The 16253-nt window shown below is 60.1% G+C and carries 17 protein-coding genes; 11 read left to right on the forward strand and 6 right to left on the reverse strand.

The window, feature by feature from the left end:
* Window positions 1-59 precede the first annotated feature (59 nt).
* From ACR0EZ_RS19555 to coxB, 5 genes are all read right to left on the reverse strand, one after another.
* Window positions 60-875 (reverse strand): cytochrome c oxidase subunit 3, encoded by an 816-nt coding sequence (locus tag ACR0EZ_RS19555; protein WP_480616281.1) that lies wholly within the window; start codon window positions 873-875, stop codon window positions 60-62.
* A gap of 22 nt (window positions 876-897) precedes the next feature.
* On the reverse strand, window positions 898-1473 hold the full coding sequence (locus ACR0EZ_RS19560; protein ID WP_480616282.1) for a cytochrome c oxidase assembly protein: 576 nt from the start codon (window positions 1471-1473) through the stop codon (window positions 898-900).
* Window positions 1473-1634 (reverse strand): hypothetical protein, encoded by a 162-nt coding sequence (locus ACR0EZ_RS19565; protein ID WP_480616284.1) that lies wholly within the window; start codon window positions 1632-1634, stop codon window positions 1473-1475. Before ACR0EZ_RS19565 ends, ACR0EZ_RS19560 begins: the two co-directional genes overlap by 1 nt.
* Window positions 1631-2587, reverse strand: coding sequence for a heme o synthase (cyoE, locus tag ACR0EZ_RS19570; protein ID WP_480616286.1), 957 nt, complete (start codon window positions 2585-2587; stop codon window positions 1631-1633). Before cyoE ends, ACR0EZ_RS19565 begins: the two co-directional genes overlap by 4 nt.
* Window positions 2588-2658: 71 nt before the next feature.
* Window positions 2659-3570, reverse strand: coding sequence for a cytochrome c oxidase subunit II (gene coxB, locus ACR0EZ_RS19575; RefSeq protein ID WP_480616288.1), 912 nt, complete (start codon window positions 3568-3570; stop codon window positions 2659-2661).
* Between the two features lie 176 nt (window positions 3571-3746).
* On the opposite strand from coxB, the gene tldD reads away from it, so the two are divergent.
* The 5 genes from tldD to ACR0EZ_RS19600 all read left to right on the forward strand — a co-directional run bounded on the left by tldD (window position 3747) and on the right by ACR0EZ_RS19600 (window position 10716).
* Window positions 3747-5168, forward strand: a complete 1422-nt coding sequence (tldD, locus tag ACR0EZ_RS19580; RefSeq protein WP_480616290.1) for a metalloprotease TldD — start codon at window positions 3747-3749, stop codon at window positions 5166-5168.
* 224 nt (window positions 5169-5392) lie between these two features.
* Entirely contained in the window at window positions 5393-6529 is a 1137-nt protein-coding gene (gene dprA / locus ACR0EZ_RS19585) for a DNA-processing protein DprA (protein ID WP_480616292.1), read from the forward strand.
* Between the two features lie 126 nt (window positions 6530-6655).
* Window positions 6656-9286, forward strand: coding sequence for a type I DNA topoisomerase (gene topA / locus ACR0EZ_RS19590; RefSeq protein WP_480616294.1), 2631 nt, complete (start codon window positions 6656-6658; stop codon window positions 9284-9286).
* Between the two features lie 99 nt (window positions 9287-9385).
* Window positions 9386-10090 carry a CoA transferase subunit A gene (locus ACR0EZ_RS19595; RefSeq protein WP_480616296.1) on the forward strand — a complete coding sequence of 235 codons (705 nt, stop codon included), beginning with the start codon at window positions 9386-9388 and terminating at the stop codon, window positions 10088-10090.
* Window positions 10090-10716: a CoA transferase subunit B gene (locus ACR0EZ_RS19600; protein ID WP_480616298.1), complete on the forward strand. Its 627-nt coding sequence runs from the start codon at window positions 10090-10092 to the stop codon at window positions 10714-10716. Before ACR0EZ_RS19595 ends, ACR0EZ_RS19600 begins: the two co-directional genes overlap by 1 nt.
* Window positions 10717-10750: 34 nt before the next feature.
* Here ACR0EZ_RS19600 and ACR0EZ_RS19605 read toward each other — a convergent pair whose 3' ends face one another.
* Window positions 10751-11617 (reverse strand): lytic transglycosylase domain-containing protein, encoded by an 867-nt coding sequence (locus ACR0EZ_RS19605; RefSeq protein ID WP_480616300.1) that lies wholly within the window; start codon window positions 11615-11617, stop codon window positions 10751-10753.
* Between ACR0EZ_RS19605 and ACR0EZ_RS19610 the strand changes: the two genes are divergently transcribed.
* The 6 genes from ACR0EZ_RS19610 to ACR0EZ_RS19635 all read left to right on the forward strand — a co-directional run bounded on the left by ACR0EZ_RS19610 (window position 11559) and on the right by ACR0EZ_RS19635 (window position 16183).
* Entirely contained in the window at window positions 11559-11942 is a 384-nt protein-coding gene (locus ACR0EZ_RS19610; protein WP_480616337.1) for a hypothetical protein, read from the forward strand. The genes ACR0EZ_RS19605 and ACR0EZ_RS19610 overlap by 59 nt on opposite strands.
* 31 nt (window positions 11943-11973) lie before the next feature.
* Entirely contained in the window at window positions 11974-12207 is a 234-nt protein-coding gene (locus tag ACR0EZ_RS19615; protein ID WP_480616302.1) for a Flp family type IVb pilin, read from the forward strand.
* Window positions 12208-12552: 345 nt separating this feature from the next.
* Window positions 12553-12786, forward strand: coding sequence for a hypothetical protein (locus ACR0EZ_RS19620; RefSeq protein ID WP_480616304.1), 234 nt, complete (start codon window positions 12553-12555; stop codon window positions 12784-12786).
* Between the two features lie 249 nt (window positions 12787-13035).
* Complete coding sequence (gene cpaB, locus ACR0EZ_RS19625) at window positions 13036-13932, forward strand: Flp pilus assembly protein CpaB (RefSeq protein WP_480616306.1); 897 nt, start codon at window positions 13036-13038, stop codon at window positions 13930-13932.
* A gap of 194 nt (window positions 13933-14126) precedes the next feature.
* On the forward strand, window positions 14127-15533 hold the full coding sequence (locus tag ACR0EZ_RS19630) for a type II and III secretion system protein family protein (RefSeq protein WP_480616307.1): 1407 nt from the start codon (window positions 14127-14129) through the stop codon (window positions 15531-15533).
* Between the two features lie 17 nt (window positions 15534-15550).
* A complete protein-coding gene (locus tag ACR0EZ_RS19635) occupies window positions 15551-16183 on the forward strand; it encodes an OmpA family protein (RefSeq protein ID WP_480616309.1) in 633 nt (210 codons plus the stop codon).
* Window positions 16184-16253 lie beyond the last annotated feature (70 nt).

Consider the following 16253-nt stretch of genomic DNA (forward strand, 5'->3'; position numbering starts at 1 on the left):
GAAACAGAGAAAAAGCCGCCCCAAAGGGCGGCTTTTGCAATTGGGTCACCTGAGCGGCCTCACATCAGCGGCGCTTGGCCCCAGATGTAAACAGCGAAGAACAGGAACAGCCAGACCACGTCAACGAAGTGCCAGTACCAGGCTGCGGCCTCGAAGCCCACGTGTTTCTCGGGCGTGAAATCCCCGCGCAGTGCCCGGATCAGGCAGACGCTCAGGAAGATGGTCCCGATGATCACGTGGAAGCCGTGGAAACCGGTTGCCATAAAGAAGTTCGAATAGAACTGGTCATCACCGAATTTCCAGCCTTCGTGGGCCAGCAGCTCGTAATATTCAAACGCCTGAAGCGCGGTAAAGGCGATGCCCAGAACGATACCGATGGCCAGACCGTTGATCAGCGCCTTGCGGTCATTGTCATGCACCAGCGCGTGGTGCGCCCAGGTGATCGCACAGCCCGACAGCAGCAGGACCAGCGTGTTGATCAGCGGCAGGTGGAACGGGTCAACCGCGTGGATATCCGGCTGGATGTATTCGGTGCCGGCATAGTCGTACATCGGGTACATGCGATGTTTGAAGAACGACCAGAACCAGGCGAAGAAGAACATCACCTCGGACATCACGAACAGGATGAAACCATAGCGCAGGCCGATGCGCACGACCGGCGTGTGATCGCCCTGACGGCTTTCGACTACCACCTCGGACCACCAGGCGAACATGGTGTACAGAACGGCAATCAGGCCTGCCCAGAACATCCACGGGGTGATGCCATGCATCCAGAGGACGGCTCCGAACAGCATCACGAAGCCGCCAATCGCGCCGATCAGCGGCCAGATCGAGGGGTTCAGAATGTGGTAGTCGTGATTTTTAGCGTGTGCCATCAAAGTCCCTCACCTAAAGGCGTTAGTTCGTGTTTGTATCTGCCTGCACGTCAAGGGCGGCATATCCCTCGGGCAGGTCAATTTCGTAGAATGTATACGACAGAGTGATCGTATGCACATACCTGGCTTCAAGATCGTCAACCATTTCAGGATCGACGAAGAATGTGACCGGCATCTGAACCCGCTCGCCGGGCTCCAGCACCTGTTCTTCAAAGCAGAAACAGGCAATTTTCTGGAAATACCCGCCCGCCGAATACGGCGCGACATTATAGGATGCCTGACCGGCGATTGGCCGGTCGGTAGGGTTGTAGGCCTCGTAGAAGGCCAGACCGGTCTCGCCGATGCGCACTTCCATCTCGCGCTCGACCGGCTTGAACTCCCACGCCATGTCCTTGGCTTTGGATGCGTCAAAGCGGACGGTAACGGTGCGGTCCAGAATATCTTCGGGCGCGGCTTCGGCCACCCCGGTGGTGCCGCCAAACCCGGTGACCCGGCAGAACCAGTCGTAAAACGGCACCGCCGCCCAGGCGAGGCTGCCCATCAGGACAACCACCCCTACGGTCTGTGCAACCGTTTTCTGCGGACCCGACAGCGCCATCAGTTCTGCACCTCTTGCGTCGCCATGTTGAAATCCGTGCCCGAGACCTTCACGACCGTCAGGCCAAAGATAATCACGATGAACGCCGCCAGCGTCAGGCCCACGCCCAGATTGCGGCTGAACCGGCGCTGATGCAATTCGTGGCTTTTGCGCAGGGTCATGACCAGCCTCCCAGGCCATAGGGTTTCAGCAGCGCCTCAACCAGAATCGCTCCGAAATGCAGGAAGAGATACAGCAGCGACAGTTTGAAGAAGCTGCGTTCCACCTTGAAATTGTCCGCTTCCGAGTCATCCTCGGTCCGGCGCGAGATTTGCCACGCGCCGCGCAGGAACAGGGCGTTCATCACAACGGCGACGGTCAGGTAGACCGGGCCGCCAATGCCCGAAAACGCCGTGCCCACGGCCAGCGTGGCCAGCAGCGCGGTATAGACCAGAATATGCCAGCGCGTCGCGCGGCGACCGTGTGTCACGGTCAGCATCGGCACGCCCGCGTCGTCATAATCCGAGCGCATGAACAGCGCCAGCGCCCAGAAATGCGGCGGTGTCCACATGAAGGTCAGGGCGAACATCAGCCACGGCTCGACAGACATGGACCCGGTCGCCGCCACCCAGCCGATCACCGGCGGGAAGGCCCCAGCCGCGCCACCGATCACTATGTTCTGCGGCGTCGAGCGTTTCAGCCACATCGTGTAGACGACAACGTAGAAAAAGATGGTGAAGGCCAGAAACGCCCCGGCGAACCAGTTGGTCGCCAGCCCCAGCATGATCACCGACAGGCCCGACAGAGCCAGACCCAGCGCCAGCGCCTCGCCCTCTTGGACCTTGCCCGAGGGGATCGGGCGGCCCTTGGTGCGTTTCATCACCCGGTCGATATCCGCATCCCACCACATGTTCAGCGCACCGGACGCGCCGCCACCAATGGCGATGAACAGAATCGCGCAGAAGCCTACGAAGGGATGCACCGGAACGGGGGCCGCCAGCAGCCCGACCAAGGCCGTAAACACGACCAGGGACATCACGCGCGGCTTCAGCAGGGCGAAATAATCGCCAAAGCTGGCCTCATCCGCGTGCGCCTTGGCGGTCACTTGGCTGGCATTGATGCTTGCGTCGCTCATGTTCGGTCCTTCTGGGGCAAAAGCTGCGCGATCCCCGCGCAGCCTGCAGTCTTACCTAGGCCGCAATCGGCTCAGTTCGAGGCAACCTGATAAGCAGCAGGCTGGCCCGCATACTCTTCCAGAGCACCCTGCAGCCATTCCTCGTACGCCTCTTCGCTGACCACTTTGACGGTGATCGGCATATATGCGTGGTCCTTGCCGCACAGTTCCGAGCACTGGCCGAAATAGACGCCTTCCTTGTCGGCCTGGAACCACAGTTCAGCCAGACGCCCCGGTACGCCGTCCTGCTTTACGCCAAAGGACGGGATGGTCCACGAATGGATCACGTCCGACGCTGTGACCTGCATGACGATGATCTTGCCAACCGGCACAACAACGGCGGTGTCGGTGGCCAGCAGCCACTCATCATCGCTGTAACCGGAATCCGCCAGCTTGGCGCGCATCGCGTCATCCAGAACAAACGGGGTTACGTCCGCGTCAGCGGGGCGAGCACCCTCGTCCAGTGTGGCCGGATGGCCCAGCAGATAGCTGTCAAAGGCAAAATCGTGATCGACATATTCGTAGGTCCAGTACCACTGGTTGCCCACAACCTTGATCACCACGTCGCCTTCGGGAATTTCCTGCTGCTTGAACAGAACCGGCAGCGAGAAGGCACCGATAAAGACCAGAATCAGGATCGGGCCCAGGGTCCAGGCGATTTCCACCGGAGTATAGTGCGAGAACCGCGCCGGGTTCGGGTTAACACGGCTGTTGTAGCGCAGGATGCAGTAGACCAGCAGCCCGGCAACCAGCAGGCAGATCGCGGTGATGATCACCAGAATCATGTTGTCCAGTCTGTGAATCCCATCCGCCAGTTCGGTGACTGCGGGCTGGAAGCCCAGGCCTCCAGCGACCGGTTTGCCAATAATCTCAAGCTCCTGAGCCATGGCGGGGAGGCTGGAGAGGGCTGTCATCAACCCCGAAAGCATCAAAGCATTCTTCATATTCTGTCCTGATCGTTTGATCTTTACGTCCCTGGCGAAAAGGTGTGAATCAGTCGCACCTCTCCCGTTGTCTTTGGACGCGTTAAAAACCATATTCCAGCGGGTAGATAAAGCAAAATGCTTGCGTCAAACAGACGCTATTTTTGATCTGGATCAAACCCGAAAGGTCGCAACCGATGACTCAGGCCCCGTTTCGCCCCTTTGACAGCGCTTTACCGCAGGATGAGGCTTTGGCCATTTTGCGTTCGGCCACTGCCGGTGCCGAGGATGGGGAGTTGTTTGTCGAACGGCGGAAATCCGAGTCGCTGGTCTTTGACGATGGGCGTCTGCGCACCGCATCATATGACGCATCCGAAGGGTTCGGCCTGCGCGCGGTTCAGGGCGAGGTCGCGGGATATGCCCATTCAACCGACGTGTCGATCCCGGCGCTGAAACGCGCCTCGGAAACCACGCGGCTGGCGGTTGGCGAAGGCGGCGGCACGCTGGCCGATGCGCCGCAAGCCACCAACAAGCGGCTTTATACCGACGAAGATCCGATCGAAACGGCCAGCTTCCCGGTCAAGGTCGAAACCCTGCGCGAGATCGACGCTTTCGCCCGCGATCTGGACCCGCGCGTCGTGCAGGTCAGCGCGATGATTGCAGCAGCGGTGCAAGAGGTCGAAATCCTGCGCCCCGACGGCGTGCTGGTCCGCGACGTACGCCCGATGACGCGCGTGAATGTCTCGGTCATTGTCGAACAGAACGGCCGCCGCGAAAGCGGCTCGGCCGGGGGTGGCGGACGCGTTGGTCTCAGCGGTCTGATCGACCCGGCAGACTGGCAGGCCAAAGCGCGCGAGGCGTTGCGGATCGCTCTGGTCAACCTCGACGCGGTCCCTGCCCCGGCGGGTGTCATGGAGGTCGCGCTTGGCCCCGGCTGGCCCGGAATTCTGCTGCACGAGGCCATTGGGCACGGGCTTGAGGGCGACTTCAACCGCAAAGGAAGCTCGGCCTTTGCCGGGCTGATGGGTCAGCAGATTGCGTCGAAAGGCGTGACGGTGGTGGATGACGGAACCATCGCGGATCGGCGCGGATCGATCACTGTGGATGACGAGGGCACGCCCAGTTCGCGGACCGTGCTGATCGAGGATGGCATCCTGACCGGCTATATGCAGGACCGGCAAAACGCCCGTCTGATGGGGGTTGCGCCAACCGGCAACGGGCGGCGGCAGAGTTATGCCCACAAACCCATGCCGCGCATGACGAATACGGTGATGCTGGGCGGTGACGCTGACCCGGCTGCCCTGGTGGCCGACATCAAAGACGGTATATGGGCCGTCGGCTTCGGCGGCGGACAGGTCGATATCACCAACGGCAAGTTCGTGTTTTCCTGCACCGAGGCGTATCGGGTCGAAAACGGCAAGATCGGGGCGCCGGTGAAAGGGGCAACTCTGATCGGCGACGGGCCGTCGGCGCTGAAACGCATCCGCGGTCTAGGCAACGACATGGCGCTGGATCCGGGCATGGGCACCTGCGGTAAGGATGGCCAATGGGTGCCTGTGGGTGTCGGCCAGCCGACGGTTCTGATGGATGGGCTGACGGTGGGCGGTTCGGCTGCCTGAGTCGGAATCACAGTAAAGAGAGGCGCTCGGTTAACGCTGCGCGCCTTTTACAGCGTTCCCACCCTTTCATGGCTGGGAAAACTCGCAAAAATTTTTACGCCTTTTCAACGGCATAAACAACAACCCAGAAACGCCTTCGGAAAAAACGCATCTAATTTTCTTCGATTCACAAGCTGTTAACCCCACCAGCCGTAAACCAGTTCTGCAATCAGGCGGAGCATCGGATGACCGAAGAGCAGCTTTCTTCCAATCACCCCACACTCCCACCCACCACGGAAGAGGATCGGTTTTCCTGGCTCCGTCTGTTGCGCTCGCGCAAGGTTGGTCCGGCGACGTTCCGGCGACTGCTGCGCGAACATGGCACGGCGCAGAACGCGCTGGCCGCGCTGCCTGAAATGGCACGCGCTGCCGGGATCGACGGATATAAAACCTGCCCCCTCGGCGTGATCGAGGCAGAACTCAAGGCCGCAAAAGCCGCCAAGGCGCGGCTTTTGTGCCTTGGGTCTGCCGATTTCCCTGCCGCTTTGAATGACATCGCCGATGCGCCCCCGCTTTTGTGGGCGGTTGGCGACACCTCGCTTTTGCAACCTCCGGCGATTGCCATGGTCGGGGCGCGGAATTGCTCATCCCTCGGGGCCCGGATGGCGCGGGGGCTGGCGAAAGAACTGGGACAGAAAGGGTTTGTCATCGTGTCGGGTCTGGCACGGGGGATCGACACCTCGGCCCATTTGACCGCGCTGGAGACCGGGACAATTGCTGTGATGGCCGGTGGGGTTGATGTGATCTACCCGGCAGAAAACACGGACCTCGCCCGGAACATCGCCGACAGGGGCCTGCGCTTGTCGGAACAACCGATGGGCGTGACGCCGCAGGCCCGGCACTTTCCGCGCCGCAACCGGATCATCTCGGGCCTGTCGCAGGCCGTGGTCGTTGTCGAAGCGGCAGGCAAATCCGGCAGTCTGATCACAGCCCGTGACGCGCTTGATCAGGGGCGAGAGGTTCTGGCCGTGCCCGGCCACCCATTCGACGCCCGCGCCGCCGGGTGCAACTTGCTGATCCGCGATGGCGCGACGCTGGTGCGCAGCGCCGAGGACGTGATCGATGCACTGCCGCCACAGCAATCGGACCTTTTTTCGTCTGGCGACACCGTCACAACCAGCCCCAAGGGCAGCCACGCGGCGACAGGCGAATCGTTGCACATGGAAATCCTGACGCGGCTTGGCCCCTCTCCGATTGCCGAGGATCAACTGATCCGTGACATCGCCGCCCCGGCGGGTGTAGTTGGCCCGGCGCTGGTGGATCTGGAACTTGGCGGGCGGATTCAGCGCCAACCGGGCGGTTTGCTGTCGCTGGCCAGCTAGCCCGGCGGTTCATAATGACGCCATATTTTCAGGGTCAAAAGGAACGCATTGACAATTCGATCTTGCCGCACACATTTTGCACGGCCATACAAAGCGCAAAGCCTGTCGAGCGAGGATTCCTCTTAAATGCCCGTAGTTGTTGTAGAATCTCCGGCCAAAGCAAAAACGATCAATAAGTATCTCGGCCCCGACTACACCGTTTTGGCCTCGTACGGCCATGTGCGGGACCTGCCGCCCAAGGACGGATCGGTGGATCCGGACCATGAATTTTCCATGAAATGGGAGGTCGGAAATGACAGCCGCAAGCATGTCAAAGCCATTGCCGACGCGCTGAAAGAGGACAACGCCCTGATCCTCGCCACCGACCCCGACCGCGAGGGTGAGGCGATCAGCTGGCACTTGCAGGAAGCGCTGACCAAACGCCGCTCGATCAAGAAGGACACGCCGGTCAGCCGCGTGACCTTCAACGCCATCACCAAGGACGCGGTGACCGAGGCGATGCAGAACCCGCGCCAGGTCGACATGCCGCTGGTCGAGGCCTATCTGGCCCGCCGCGCGCTGGACTATCTGGTGGGCTTCAACCTGTCGCCGGTGCTGTGGCGCAAACTGCCGGGCGCGAAATCGGCGGGCCGGGTGCAATCGGTCTGCCTGCGCCTGATCGTCGAGCGCGAGATGGAGATCGAAGCGTTCAAGCCCGTCGAATACTGGTCGGTGCGCGTGCTGTTCGAGACGCCGCGCGGTCAGACGTATGAGGCGCGTCTGGTCACTTTGGCCGGTAGAAAGCTGGACAAGCACGATCTGGCCAATGCCACGCAGGCCGAACTGGCGGTTCAGGCGATCACCAGCCGGGCACTGAGCGTAACCTCGGTCGAGGCCAAACCCGCCGCCCGCAACCCTAGCGCGCCCTTCATGACCTCGACCCTGCAGCAAGAGGCCAGCCGCAAGTTCGGCATGGGCGCACGCCACGCGATGCAGGTGGCGCAGCGGCTTTATGAGGCCGGGTACATTACTTATATGCGGACCGACGGCATCGACATGGCGCCCGAGGCGGTTACCGCCGCGCGCGATGCCATCGCCGACCGGTATGGCGCCGAATACGTGCCCGACAGCCCGCGCATGTACAAGAACAAGGCCAAGAACGCGCAGGAGGCACACGAGTGTATCCGCCCGACCGACATGTCGCGCGACGCCAAGGCGCTGAAGGTCACGGATGAGGATCAGCGCAAGCTCTATGACCTGATCTGGAAACGCACCATCGCCTGCCAGATGGCCGCCGCCCGGCTGGAGCGTACAACGGTCGAAATCACCAGCGATGACGGTCAGGTCGGCCTGCGCGCCACCGGTCAGGTGGTTCTGTTCGACGGGTTCATGCGGGTCTATGAAGAAGGCCGCGATGACGTGGCCGATGATGACGAAAAGCGCCTGCCTCAGATCATGCAGGGGGACCCGGCGCGGTTTGCCAAGACCTCGCTGCGTGATCAGTTCTCCAAGGCGACAAGCGACTCGGACAAGGCCGCGATCCTGTCCGACAACCAAGCCGTATTGGCCCTGCAGCACCACACCCAGCCGCCCCCGCGCTATACCGAGGCCACGCTGGTCAAGCGGATGGAAGAGCTGGGGATCGGGCGGCCATCCACCTATGCCTCGATCGTGACTACGATTCAGGACCGCGAATATGTGCGCAAGGACAAGAACCGGCTGATCCCCGAGGAAAAGGGCCGGATCGTCACGATCTTCCTGCTGAATTTCTTCCGGCAATATGTGGGTTATGAGTTCACTGCCAATCTGGAGGAAGAACTGGACGACGTCAGCGCCGGCGACCGCGACTATAAGGACCTGCTGGGCAAGTTCTGGCGCGATTTCTCGGCGGCGATTGGCGAGACCTCGGAACTGCGCATCTCGGAAGTGCTGGACAAGCTGGACGAAGCGCTAGCCCCACAGCTTTATCCGCCGCGCGAAGACGGATCCGACCCGCGTATCTGTCCGAAATGCGGGACGGGTCAGTTGCATCTGAAAACCTCACGCACCGGCGGGTTCGTGGGCTGCGGCAACTATCCCGAATGCACCTATACGCGCCCCATCGCCGGTGAAGGGGCCGAAGGGGATGAACGTCTGCTGGGCGAAGACGCAGGTGATCAGATCTGGCTGAAATCCGGCCGCTTTGGTCCTTATGTTCAGCGCGGCGAGCCGACGCCCGAGAACAAGAAGCCCCCGCGCGCATCCCTGCCCCGCGGGTGGAGCAAGGATGACATGGATCTGAACAAGGCCCTGACCCTGCTGTCCCTGCCCCGCAAGATCGGTGAGCATCCCGATGGTGGCATGATCACCTCGAATTTCGGGCGCTTTGGTCCCTATCTGATGCATCAGCTGGCTGATGAGGCCAAGCCGGTCTATGCCAACCTCAAGGACCCCAACGATGTCTTTGAGATCGGTATGAACCGCGCGGTCGAACTGCTGGCCGAAAAGCGCGCCAACCCGGGGCGCGGGCGTCGGGCGGCGGCCAAGCCGCTGAAAGAACTGGGTGAACACCCCGATGGCGGCGCGATCCAGATTCTGGACGGGCGTTATGGGCCCTATGTGAAGTGGGAAAAGGTCAACGCGACCCTGCCCAAGGATATCAAGCCCGAGGATGTGACGCTGGACATGGCGGTCGAACTGGCCAACGAGAAAGCCGCCAAGAAAGGCACCAAAAAGAAGGCCGCGCCGAAAAAAAAGTCAGCCCCCAAGAAAACCGCCAACAAGGCGGCGACTTCATGAAGCGCTAGGTAGAAATACTACCTGACCCCCGGTTTCATTGACTTCCCAATGACGTGGCGGCACAACCTGCCTGTCACCACGTCATTGGGAGAGTTTTCCATGAAGAAAATCTATGCCAATGCCACCGAAGCACTTGATGGAGTGCTGACGGATGGCATGCTGATTGCTGCCGGCGGGTTCGGCCTGTGCGGCATTCCCGAACTGCTGCTGGAAGCGATCAGAGAGTCTGGCGCGCAGGACCTTACATTCGCCTCGAACAACGCGGGCGTTGATGATTTCGGCATCGGTATCCTGTTGCAGACCAAGCAGGTCAAAAAGATGATCAGCTCGTATGTCGGCGAAAACGCCGAATTCATGCGCCAGTATCTGAGCGGCGAGTTGGAACTGGAATTCAACCCACAAGGAACTCTGGCCGAGCGGATGCGCGCCGGTGGCGCGGGCATCCCCGGCTTTTATACCAAAACCGGCGTGGGAACCGTGATCGCCGAAGGCAAAGAGCATAAGGACTTCAACGGCGAGACATACATCATGGAGGAAGGCATCTTTGCCGATCTCTCGATCGTCAAAGCCTGGAAGGCCGATGACACCGGCAACCTGATTTTCCGCAAGACCGCGCGCAACTTCAACGTGCCTGCGGCCACGTGCGGCAAGATCTGCATCGCCGAGGTCGAAGAGATCGTCCCACGCGGCTCGCTGGACCCGGACGCCATCCACCTGCCCGGCATTTATGTGCATCGCATCATTCAGGGCGACCACGAAAAGCGTATCGAACAGCGCACCACCCGCCAGAAGGAGACCGCATAATGCCCTGGGACCGCAATCAGATGGCCGCCCGCGCGGCGCAGGAGCTTGAAGACGGCATGTATGTGAACCTGGGCATCGGCATTCCGACGCTGGTGGCGAACTATGTGGGCGACAAGGACATCACCCTGCAGTCCGAGAACGGCATGCTGGGCATGGGACCCTTCCCTTTTGAGGGCGAAGAAGATCCCGACCTGATCAACGCCGGCAAGCAGACAATCACCGAGTTGTCGCGCACGTCTTACTTCGACAGTGCGACCTCGTTCGCCATGATCCGGGGCGGCAAGATCGCCGCCGCCGTGCTGGGCGCGATGGAAGTGGATGAAGAGGGCGATCTGGCCAACTGGATGATCCCCGGCGTGCTGGTCAAAGGCATGGGCGGCGCGATGGATCTGGTGGCCGGTGTTGGCCGCGTGATCGTGGTGATGGATCACACCAACAAGCATGGCAAGTCCAAGCTGCTGAAGAAATGCACCCTGCCGCTGACCGGCAAGAAGGTGGTGAACCGCATCATCACCAATCTGGGCGTACTGGACGTGGTCGAGGGCGGTCTGAAGATCATCGAACTGGCCGAAGGCGTGACCGAGGATGAAATCCGCAGCGCGACCGAGGCCAAAATCGTCAACTGATCCAACGAAAAGCCCGCCAGACCGGCGGGCTTTTTCAGTTCAGGGCGTGGAAGACACAGCCATCCGACACACGATCGGGTGGCGTGGTGCAAAGCGCACGCGCCACCTGAAAGGCCGCCAGCACTTTGGGAACATAGTCGCGGGTCTCGGCATAGGGCGGTACGCCGCTATGTTTGCGCACGGACCCCTCGCCCGCATTGTATCCGGCCAGAACCAGAATCGGGTCGTTACCAAACTCTTCCATCAGCCAGTCCAGGTATTTCACACCGCCCGCAATGTTCTGCGACGGTTTGAAACTGTCCTGAACCCCGAACCGGGCGGCCGTGGCGGGCATCAACTGCATCAATCCCTGCGCCCCAGCAGAACTGACCGCATCTGCGCGGCCGGCCGACTCCACGGAAATCACCGCCAGAACCAGCGCAGGCGACACATTGGTGCCGACCGTCGAGCGCAAAATCTCGACCCCCTGTTCCTGTGCGATATTCTGCAGCGTTTGCAGTCGCGGCGACCTTACGCTGGTTGCCGCCAGTGCTTTGATCGCATCATCCAACCGCCACGCCCCGGCTTGCGCAAGCTCGGGCGATACCTTTTCCCAAAAGGCTTTGTAGGCCCCTTTGGGCTTATGCTTGGCACCGGCATCAGGCGCGTCCGGCGGGGCAACTTTGGTGCGGGCGATGATTTCCGGCACAACAATCTTCGTACCGGTACTGGGCGCTGAGCGGCGCGCCGCGTGTTCTTCGGGCGTGATCCGAATGGTGACACGCGGGCGTTCACCCGGCTTGGGGGCTTTGATTCTTTTGGAAACGCCGCCTGGCTCTACCTCGGTGGCGACGGCGGGCGCGATGCCTGACGTCAGAAATGCCAACACACCGGCGCATTTAAGTGCGTCCCGGAGATTCATTTTTTGCCTGCCTCATGCTTTCGTTTTAGGTGATTTGAACCCCAAACCTTCCCGCAAAGCCAGAAAAACAAAGCGAAATGGGGCAATTTCGCCTCATTTGCCGCAATTTTACATCGCCCCGGATCAAAGCAAACACATTGATGGATTTTCTTTTTGTTTATTTTCCATGGGTTACGGAAAACGTCACCAAAAAGTTAAGCGATCCGGAAAAAAATCTGCGTTTGGCCCAATTCCTGCCACGCGTAACCGTCAAACATTAGGTCATACCGAGACGGTCGGGAGCGGACTGAGAGAGAAAGCTCTGGAAGACGCCAAGGTTTATTAGACTTTATTAGATCCTTTAGGAGGGACGTAACATGATCAAGTTCATCAAGAACTTCCGCAAAGACGAAGACGGCGCCGTAACAGTTGACTGGGTTGTTCTGACCGCAGCAGTCATCGGTCTGGGCACCGTAGCATACCAGCAAATCGCAGACGGCGCATCGGGCCTGGCGGCAGACGTGAACACCGCTCTGTCCTCGGCAACTCTGAGCACCGGCACCAGCGACGGTTCGGTTGCAGGTGGTATCACTGGCGCAGGCACCAACTAAGCCTTCTCGCCAAGCCAGAATTAAAGCCGCGCCATCTTGGCGCGGCTTTTTTTGCTGTCGCGGGATGATGCAACCAGATCGCCCATTGAACTGGGCCGGTCTTTTCCCAGGACCCGTTGCCGGCTCGATTGCCTGCCTGGTCGCGCTTTCCCATCAAGGATCTGAAGCGCCGCGGGGATGTAGAACCTTAATAAACGGCCAGAAATTAGCGAATTTGACGCGAAAACCCATGTTTGGCCCAAATTCCGCCACGCAATCAGGTCAAGTTTATTGCAACGGATATTAGGCGCGGAAACTCGGCAAACAAAATCGACCCGCCAAAAATTGTGTTCGAAGGGGTGACGAATGATCAGGTTCTTTAGGGACTTAAAACAAAGGGAAGACGGGGCGATCACCGTCGACTGGGTTGTCCTGGTCGCTTTGATCCTTGCCTTGGGCGCGGCTCTGGTGGCGGCCATTCAATCGGCAACCGACACCGTTGGCGGCAATGTCAATACGACGCTCAGCACTTCAACCGTAAGTACCGGGACAACAACCGGCTCGCCTGGCGGTATCGTAAGCGCCGGACAAGTGAACTGACTGCTGCCTCGGACGACCGGACTATCGGATACACAACGAGATTGCACTCGCCGCCGCCTTCGGGTCGCGGCGAGTTTGCGTTTCCGGACCCCGGTAATGTCTGTGCACAGGCGCAATAGACCCCAACAAATCTTTACAAAAAATCCATTTGTCCCACATTTCGACACAATTCCGATTTAGAAAATAGGCTGTTTCAGAGTGGTCGGTTGGCTGCGAAGCCATCGATCAAACCAAATAAGAGGTGCATGCATGCGAGCGGTATTCGGACTTGTCCTGATTGTCGGGGTGGCTCTGGCCGGGGGTGCCGTCTATATGGCGCGCAACTACATCTCGGCTTACCAGCAAGAGCTTGCCCGCCAAAAACAGGCGGCGGCGGAAGCCTTGGCAAATGCCAACAAACAGGTCGAGGTTGTGCCCACCGTGGGCGTGATCGTATCGAACCGGACGCTGAAATACGGTGAAAAGCTTGTCGCGGAAGATGTTCGCATCGTCGAATGGCCCGAGACAGCGATCCCCGAGGGGACCTTTACCGAGATGGCCGTTCTGTTCCCCGAAACCGGCAACCCGGACCGTTTCGTTCTGCGGGCGATGGAAAAAGACGAGGCGCTGATGGTCGTGAAGGTCACCGAACCGGGCGGGAAGGCCGGCCTGACCTCGCGCCTGGAAAAGGGGATGCGGGCCTTTGCAATCAGCGTCGATGTCGCTTCGGGCGTTTCGGGCTTTCTGCGGCCGGGTGACAATGTCGATATCTACTGGACAGGCACCAGCGGCATTGCCGAAGGCGCAAATGGCGGTATCACGCGCTTGATTCAGACAAGCATCGAACTGATTGCCGTCGATCAGACCACCGGTTCCGACGTGACCGGCGCGACTATCGCCCGGACCGTGACCGTTGCTGCAACCCCGGAACAGGTTGCCGCTTTGGCGCAGGCGCAAAACACCGGTCGGCTGTCGCTTGCATTGGTCGGCATCCAGCAAGACGAGGAAATTGCGACAGCAATCGAGGTTATCGAGGTGGACCAGCGAACCCTGCTGGGCATCGAAGAGGTCGCACCTGCGCCGCAGGCCGCGCCCAAGCAAATCTGCACCACTCGGATCAGACGGGGAGCCGATATCATCGAAGCCCCGATTCCGTGCACAAACTGACGGGAATTCAAACCGTTACACGCACAGGGCCGCGCGAACAGCGCGGCCCTTTTTGATGGGATTGTTGCCCATTGTCCACATAAGGAAAATTCCGGAAACCATTGATTATTGCAATAAATTTGGTTTTCGCGCAGTCTTTCTCACCATAGGGCAAAAGACCCAAAAAACGAGGCGTGATCGGAGAGGCAGGTCACATGACATTACGTTCCTGGATCAGCGCAACCCTGCTGGGGTTGTCGCTTGTTATGGGCCCGGTCGGCGATGCCGCCTGGGCTGAAACCCTTCGCGTGGTAAAGAAGGGCACGGTGGAAACACTGGACGTGCCCATGAATCGCGCGATCGTCGTGGAAAGCGAAGAACCGTTCGCGGAACTCAGCATCGCAAATGCCGGCATCGCCGACATTTCATCGCTGTCTGATCGCACCATCTACATTCTGGGTAAGGCCCCCGGCCTGACCACACTGACCCTGTTTGATGGCGTCGGCAACCTGATCGCCAACGTGCGCGTGCGCGTTGCACCGGATGTGACCGAATTCAAAGAGCGTCTGCGTCAGATCCTGCCCAACGAACCGGTCGAGGTTCGCACGGCAAATGACGGCATCGTTCTGTCGGGCACAATTTCAAGCGCGGCCAAGCTGGCCCGTGCGCTTGAACTGGCGGAACGCTACGCGCCCGAGCGTGTATCGAACCTGATGTCGGTTGGCGGCGTTCAGCAGGTGATGCTGAAAGTCCGCTTTGCCGAGATGAACCGGTCCGTGGCCAAAAGCCTATCCGCGTCCCTGGGCTTTGCGGGCAACGACCTGACCGCAGGTTTCAACACCCTGAACAACCAGGGCGCTCTGACCAACGCGCTGAACGGCGGCATTCCGTTTGTTCAGGAAAACAACGGCGCCATCCTGTTCGGGTTCGGCGCGGGTTCAACCCAGATTCGTCTGTTGCTGGAAGCCCTTGAAACAAAGGGGCTGGCGCGCAACCTGGCCGAGCCGAACCTGTCGGCCCTGTCCGGGCAGGAAGCAAGCTTCCTTGCAGGTGGCGAAGTTCCGATCCCGGTTCCGCAGGATGACGGCGTTGTGGCCATCGAATACAAGGCCTTCGGTGTCGAGATGCTCTTTGTTCCGCGTGTGGTAGACGGCGACCTGATCAACCTTGAAATGGGGACGGCGGTGTCGGCGATCGACTCCAGCTCGGACTTCACCATCAACGGTGACACGGTTCCCAGCTTCATCACCCGCCGCGCCAAGACAACTGTCGAACTTCGTGACGGGGAAAGCTTTGCCATCGCCGGATTGCTTCAGGACGATTTCGCGGACCTGAGCAGCCAAGTGCCCTGGCTGGGCGATGTGCCGGTTCTGGGCTCGCTCTTCCGTAGCGCGGAATATCAGCGCGAACAAAGCGAACTGATCATCATCGTCACGGCGCACCTAGTATCCCCTGTCCGCGGCGAAACTCTGGCCCTGCCGACCGATCGCGTCAAACCGCCCAGCGAATTTGATCTGTTCGTGAATGGCCGGGTCTCTCGCACGGTGCGTTCCGGCGCGGGTGGTGCATCGGAAGTCGCCAGACAGGACTTCGGCAACTCTTACGGCTACGTCCTAGATTGATCAGGAGGATCGGACCAATGCAGAAGTGGATCATTACACTGGGTCTGACGGTCGCTGTCGCCGCATGTACGCGCGAGGCAGGATACGAGATCGACCAGGGCACATTCGGAAATGCCGCCCTGAACAACACGCAGGTCATGACCGGAGAACTGACCTATGCGCAAATTCTGGGACGGCGGTTTGCTTCTGAGGTGCCGAGCCAGGTGAACTTCGCCTTCAACAGCTCTCAGCTGGACGCCTCCGCCCAGCGGATACTTTTGCAGCAGGCGGACTGGATCAAACAGTTCCCCGAAGCAAGGTTCCGCGTTTACGGGCATACGGATGCGGTCGGCTCGGACGGTTACAACCAAAGCCTGGGCCTGAGACGCGCACAAGCTGTCGTGAATTTCTTCTCGCAGCAGGGCATCTCGCGCTCGCGGCTCGAGGCGGTGGTCTCGTTTGGCAAAACACAGCCGCTGGTGGCGACCCCGAATCGGGACCGCCGGAACCGCCGCACCGTGACCGAGGTCGCAGGCTTTGTTGACAGCCGGTCGCAGACGCTGGACGGCAAGTATGCCCAGGTCATCTATCGCGAGTATATCGAAAGCGCGACGACCGAAAGCGCGATTCAAGAAGTCGAAGCCACCGATGGCGGCGACGGCGGTGGATAATACGCTTGGAATGGGCGACATCGTCGCCCATTTCCCTACAATTGGTTCTTTTGCGCCAAATTCTCGCCCA

This window comes from Ruegeria sp. AK4, from assembly GCF_056541025.1.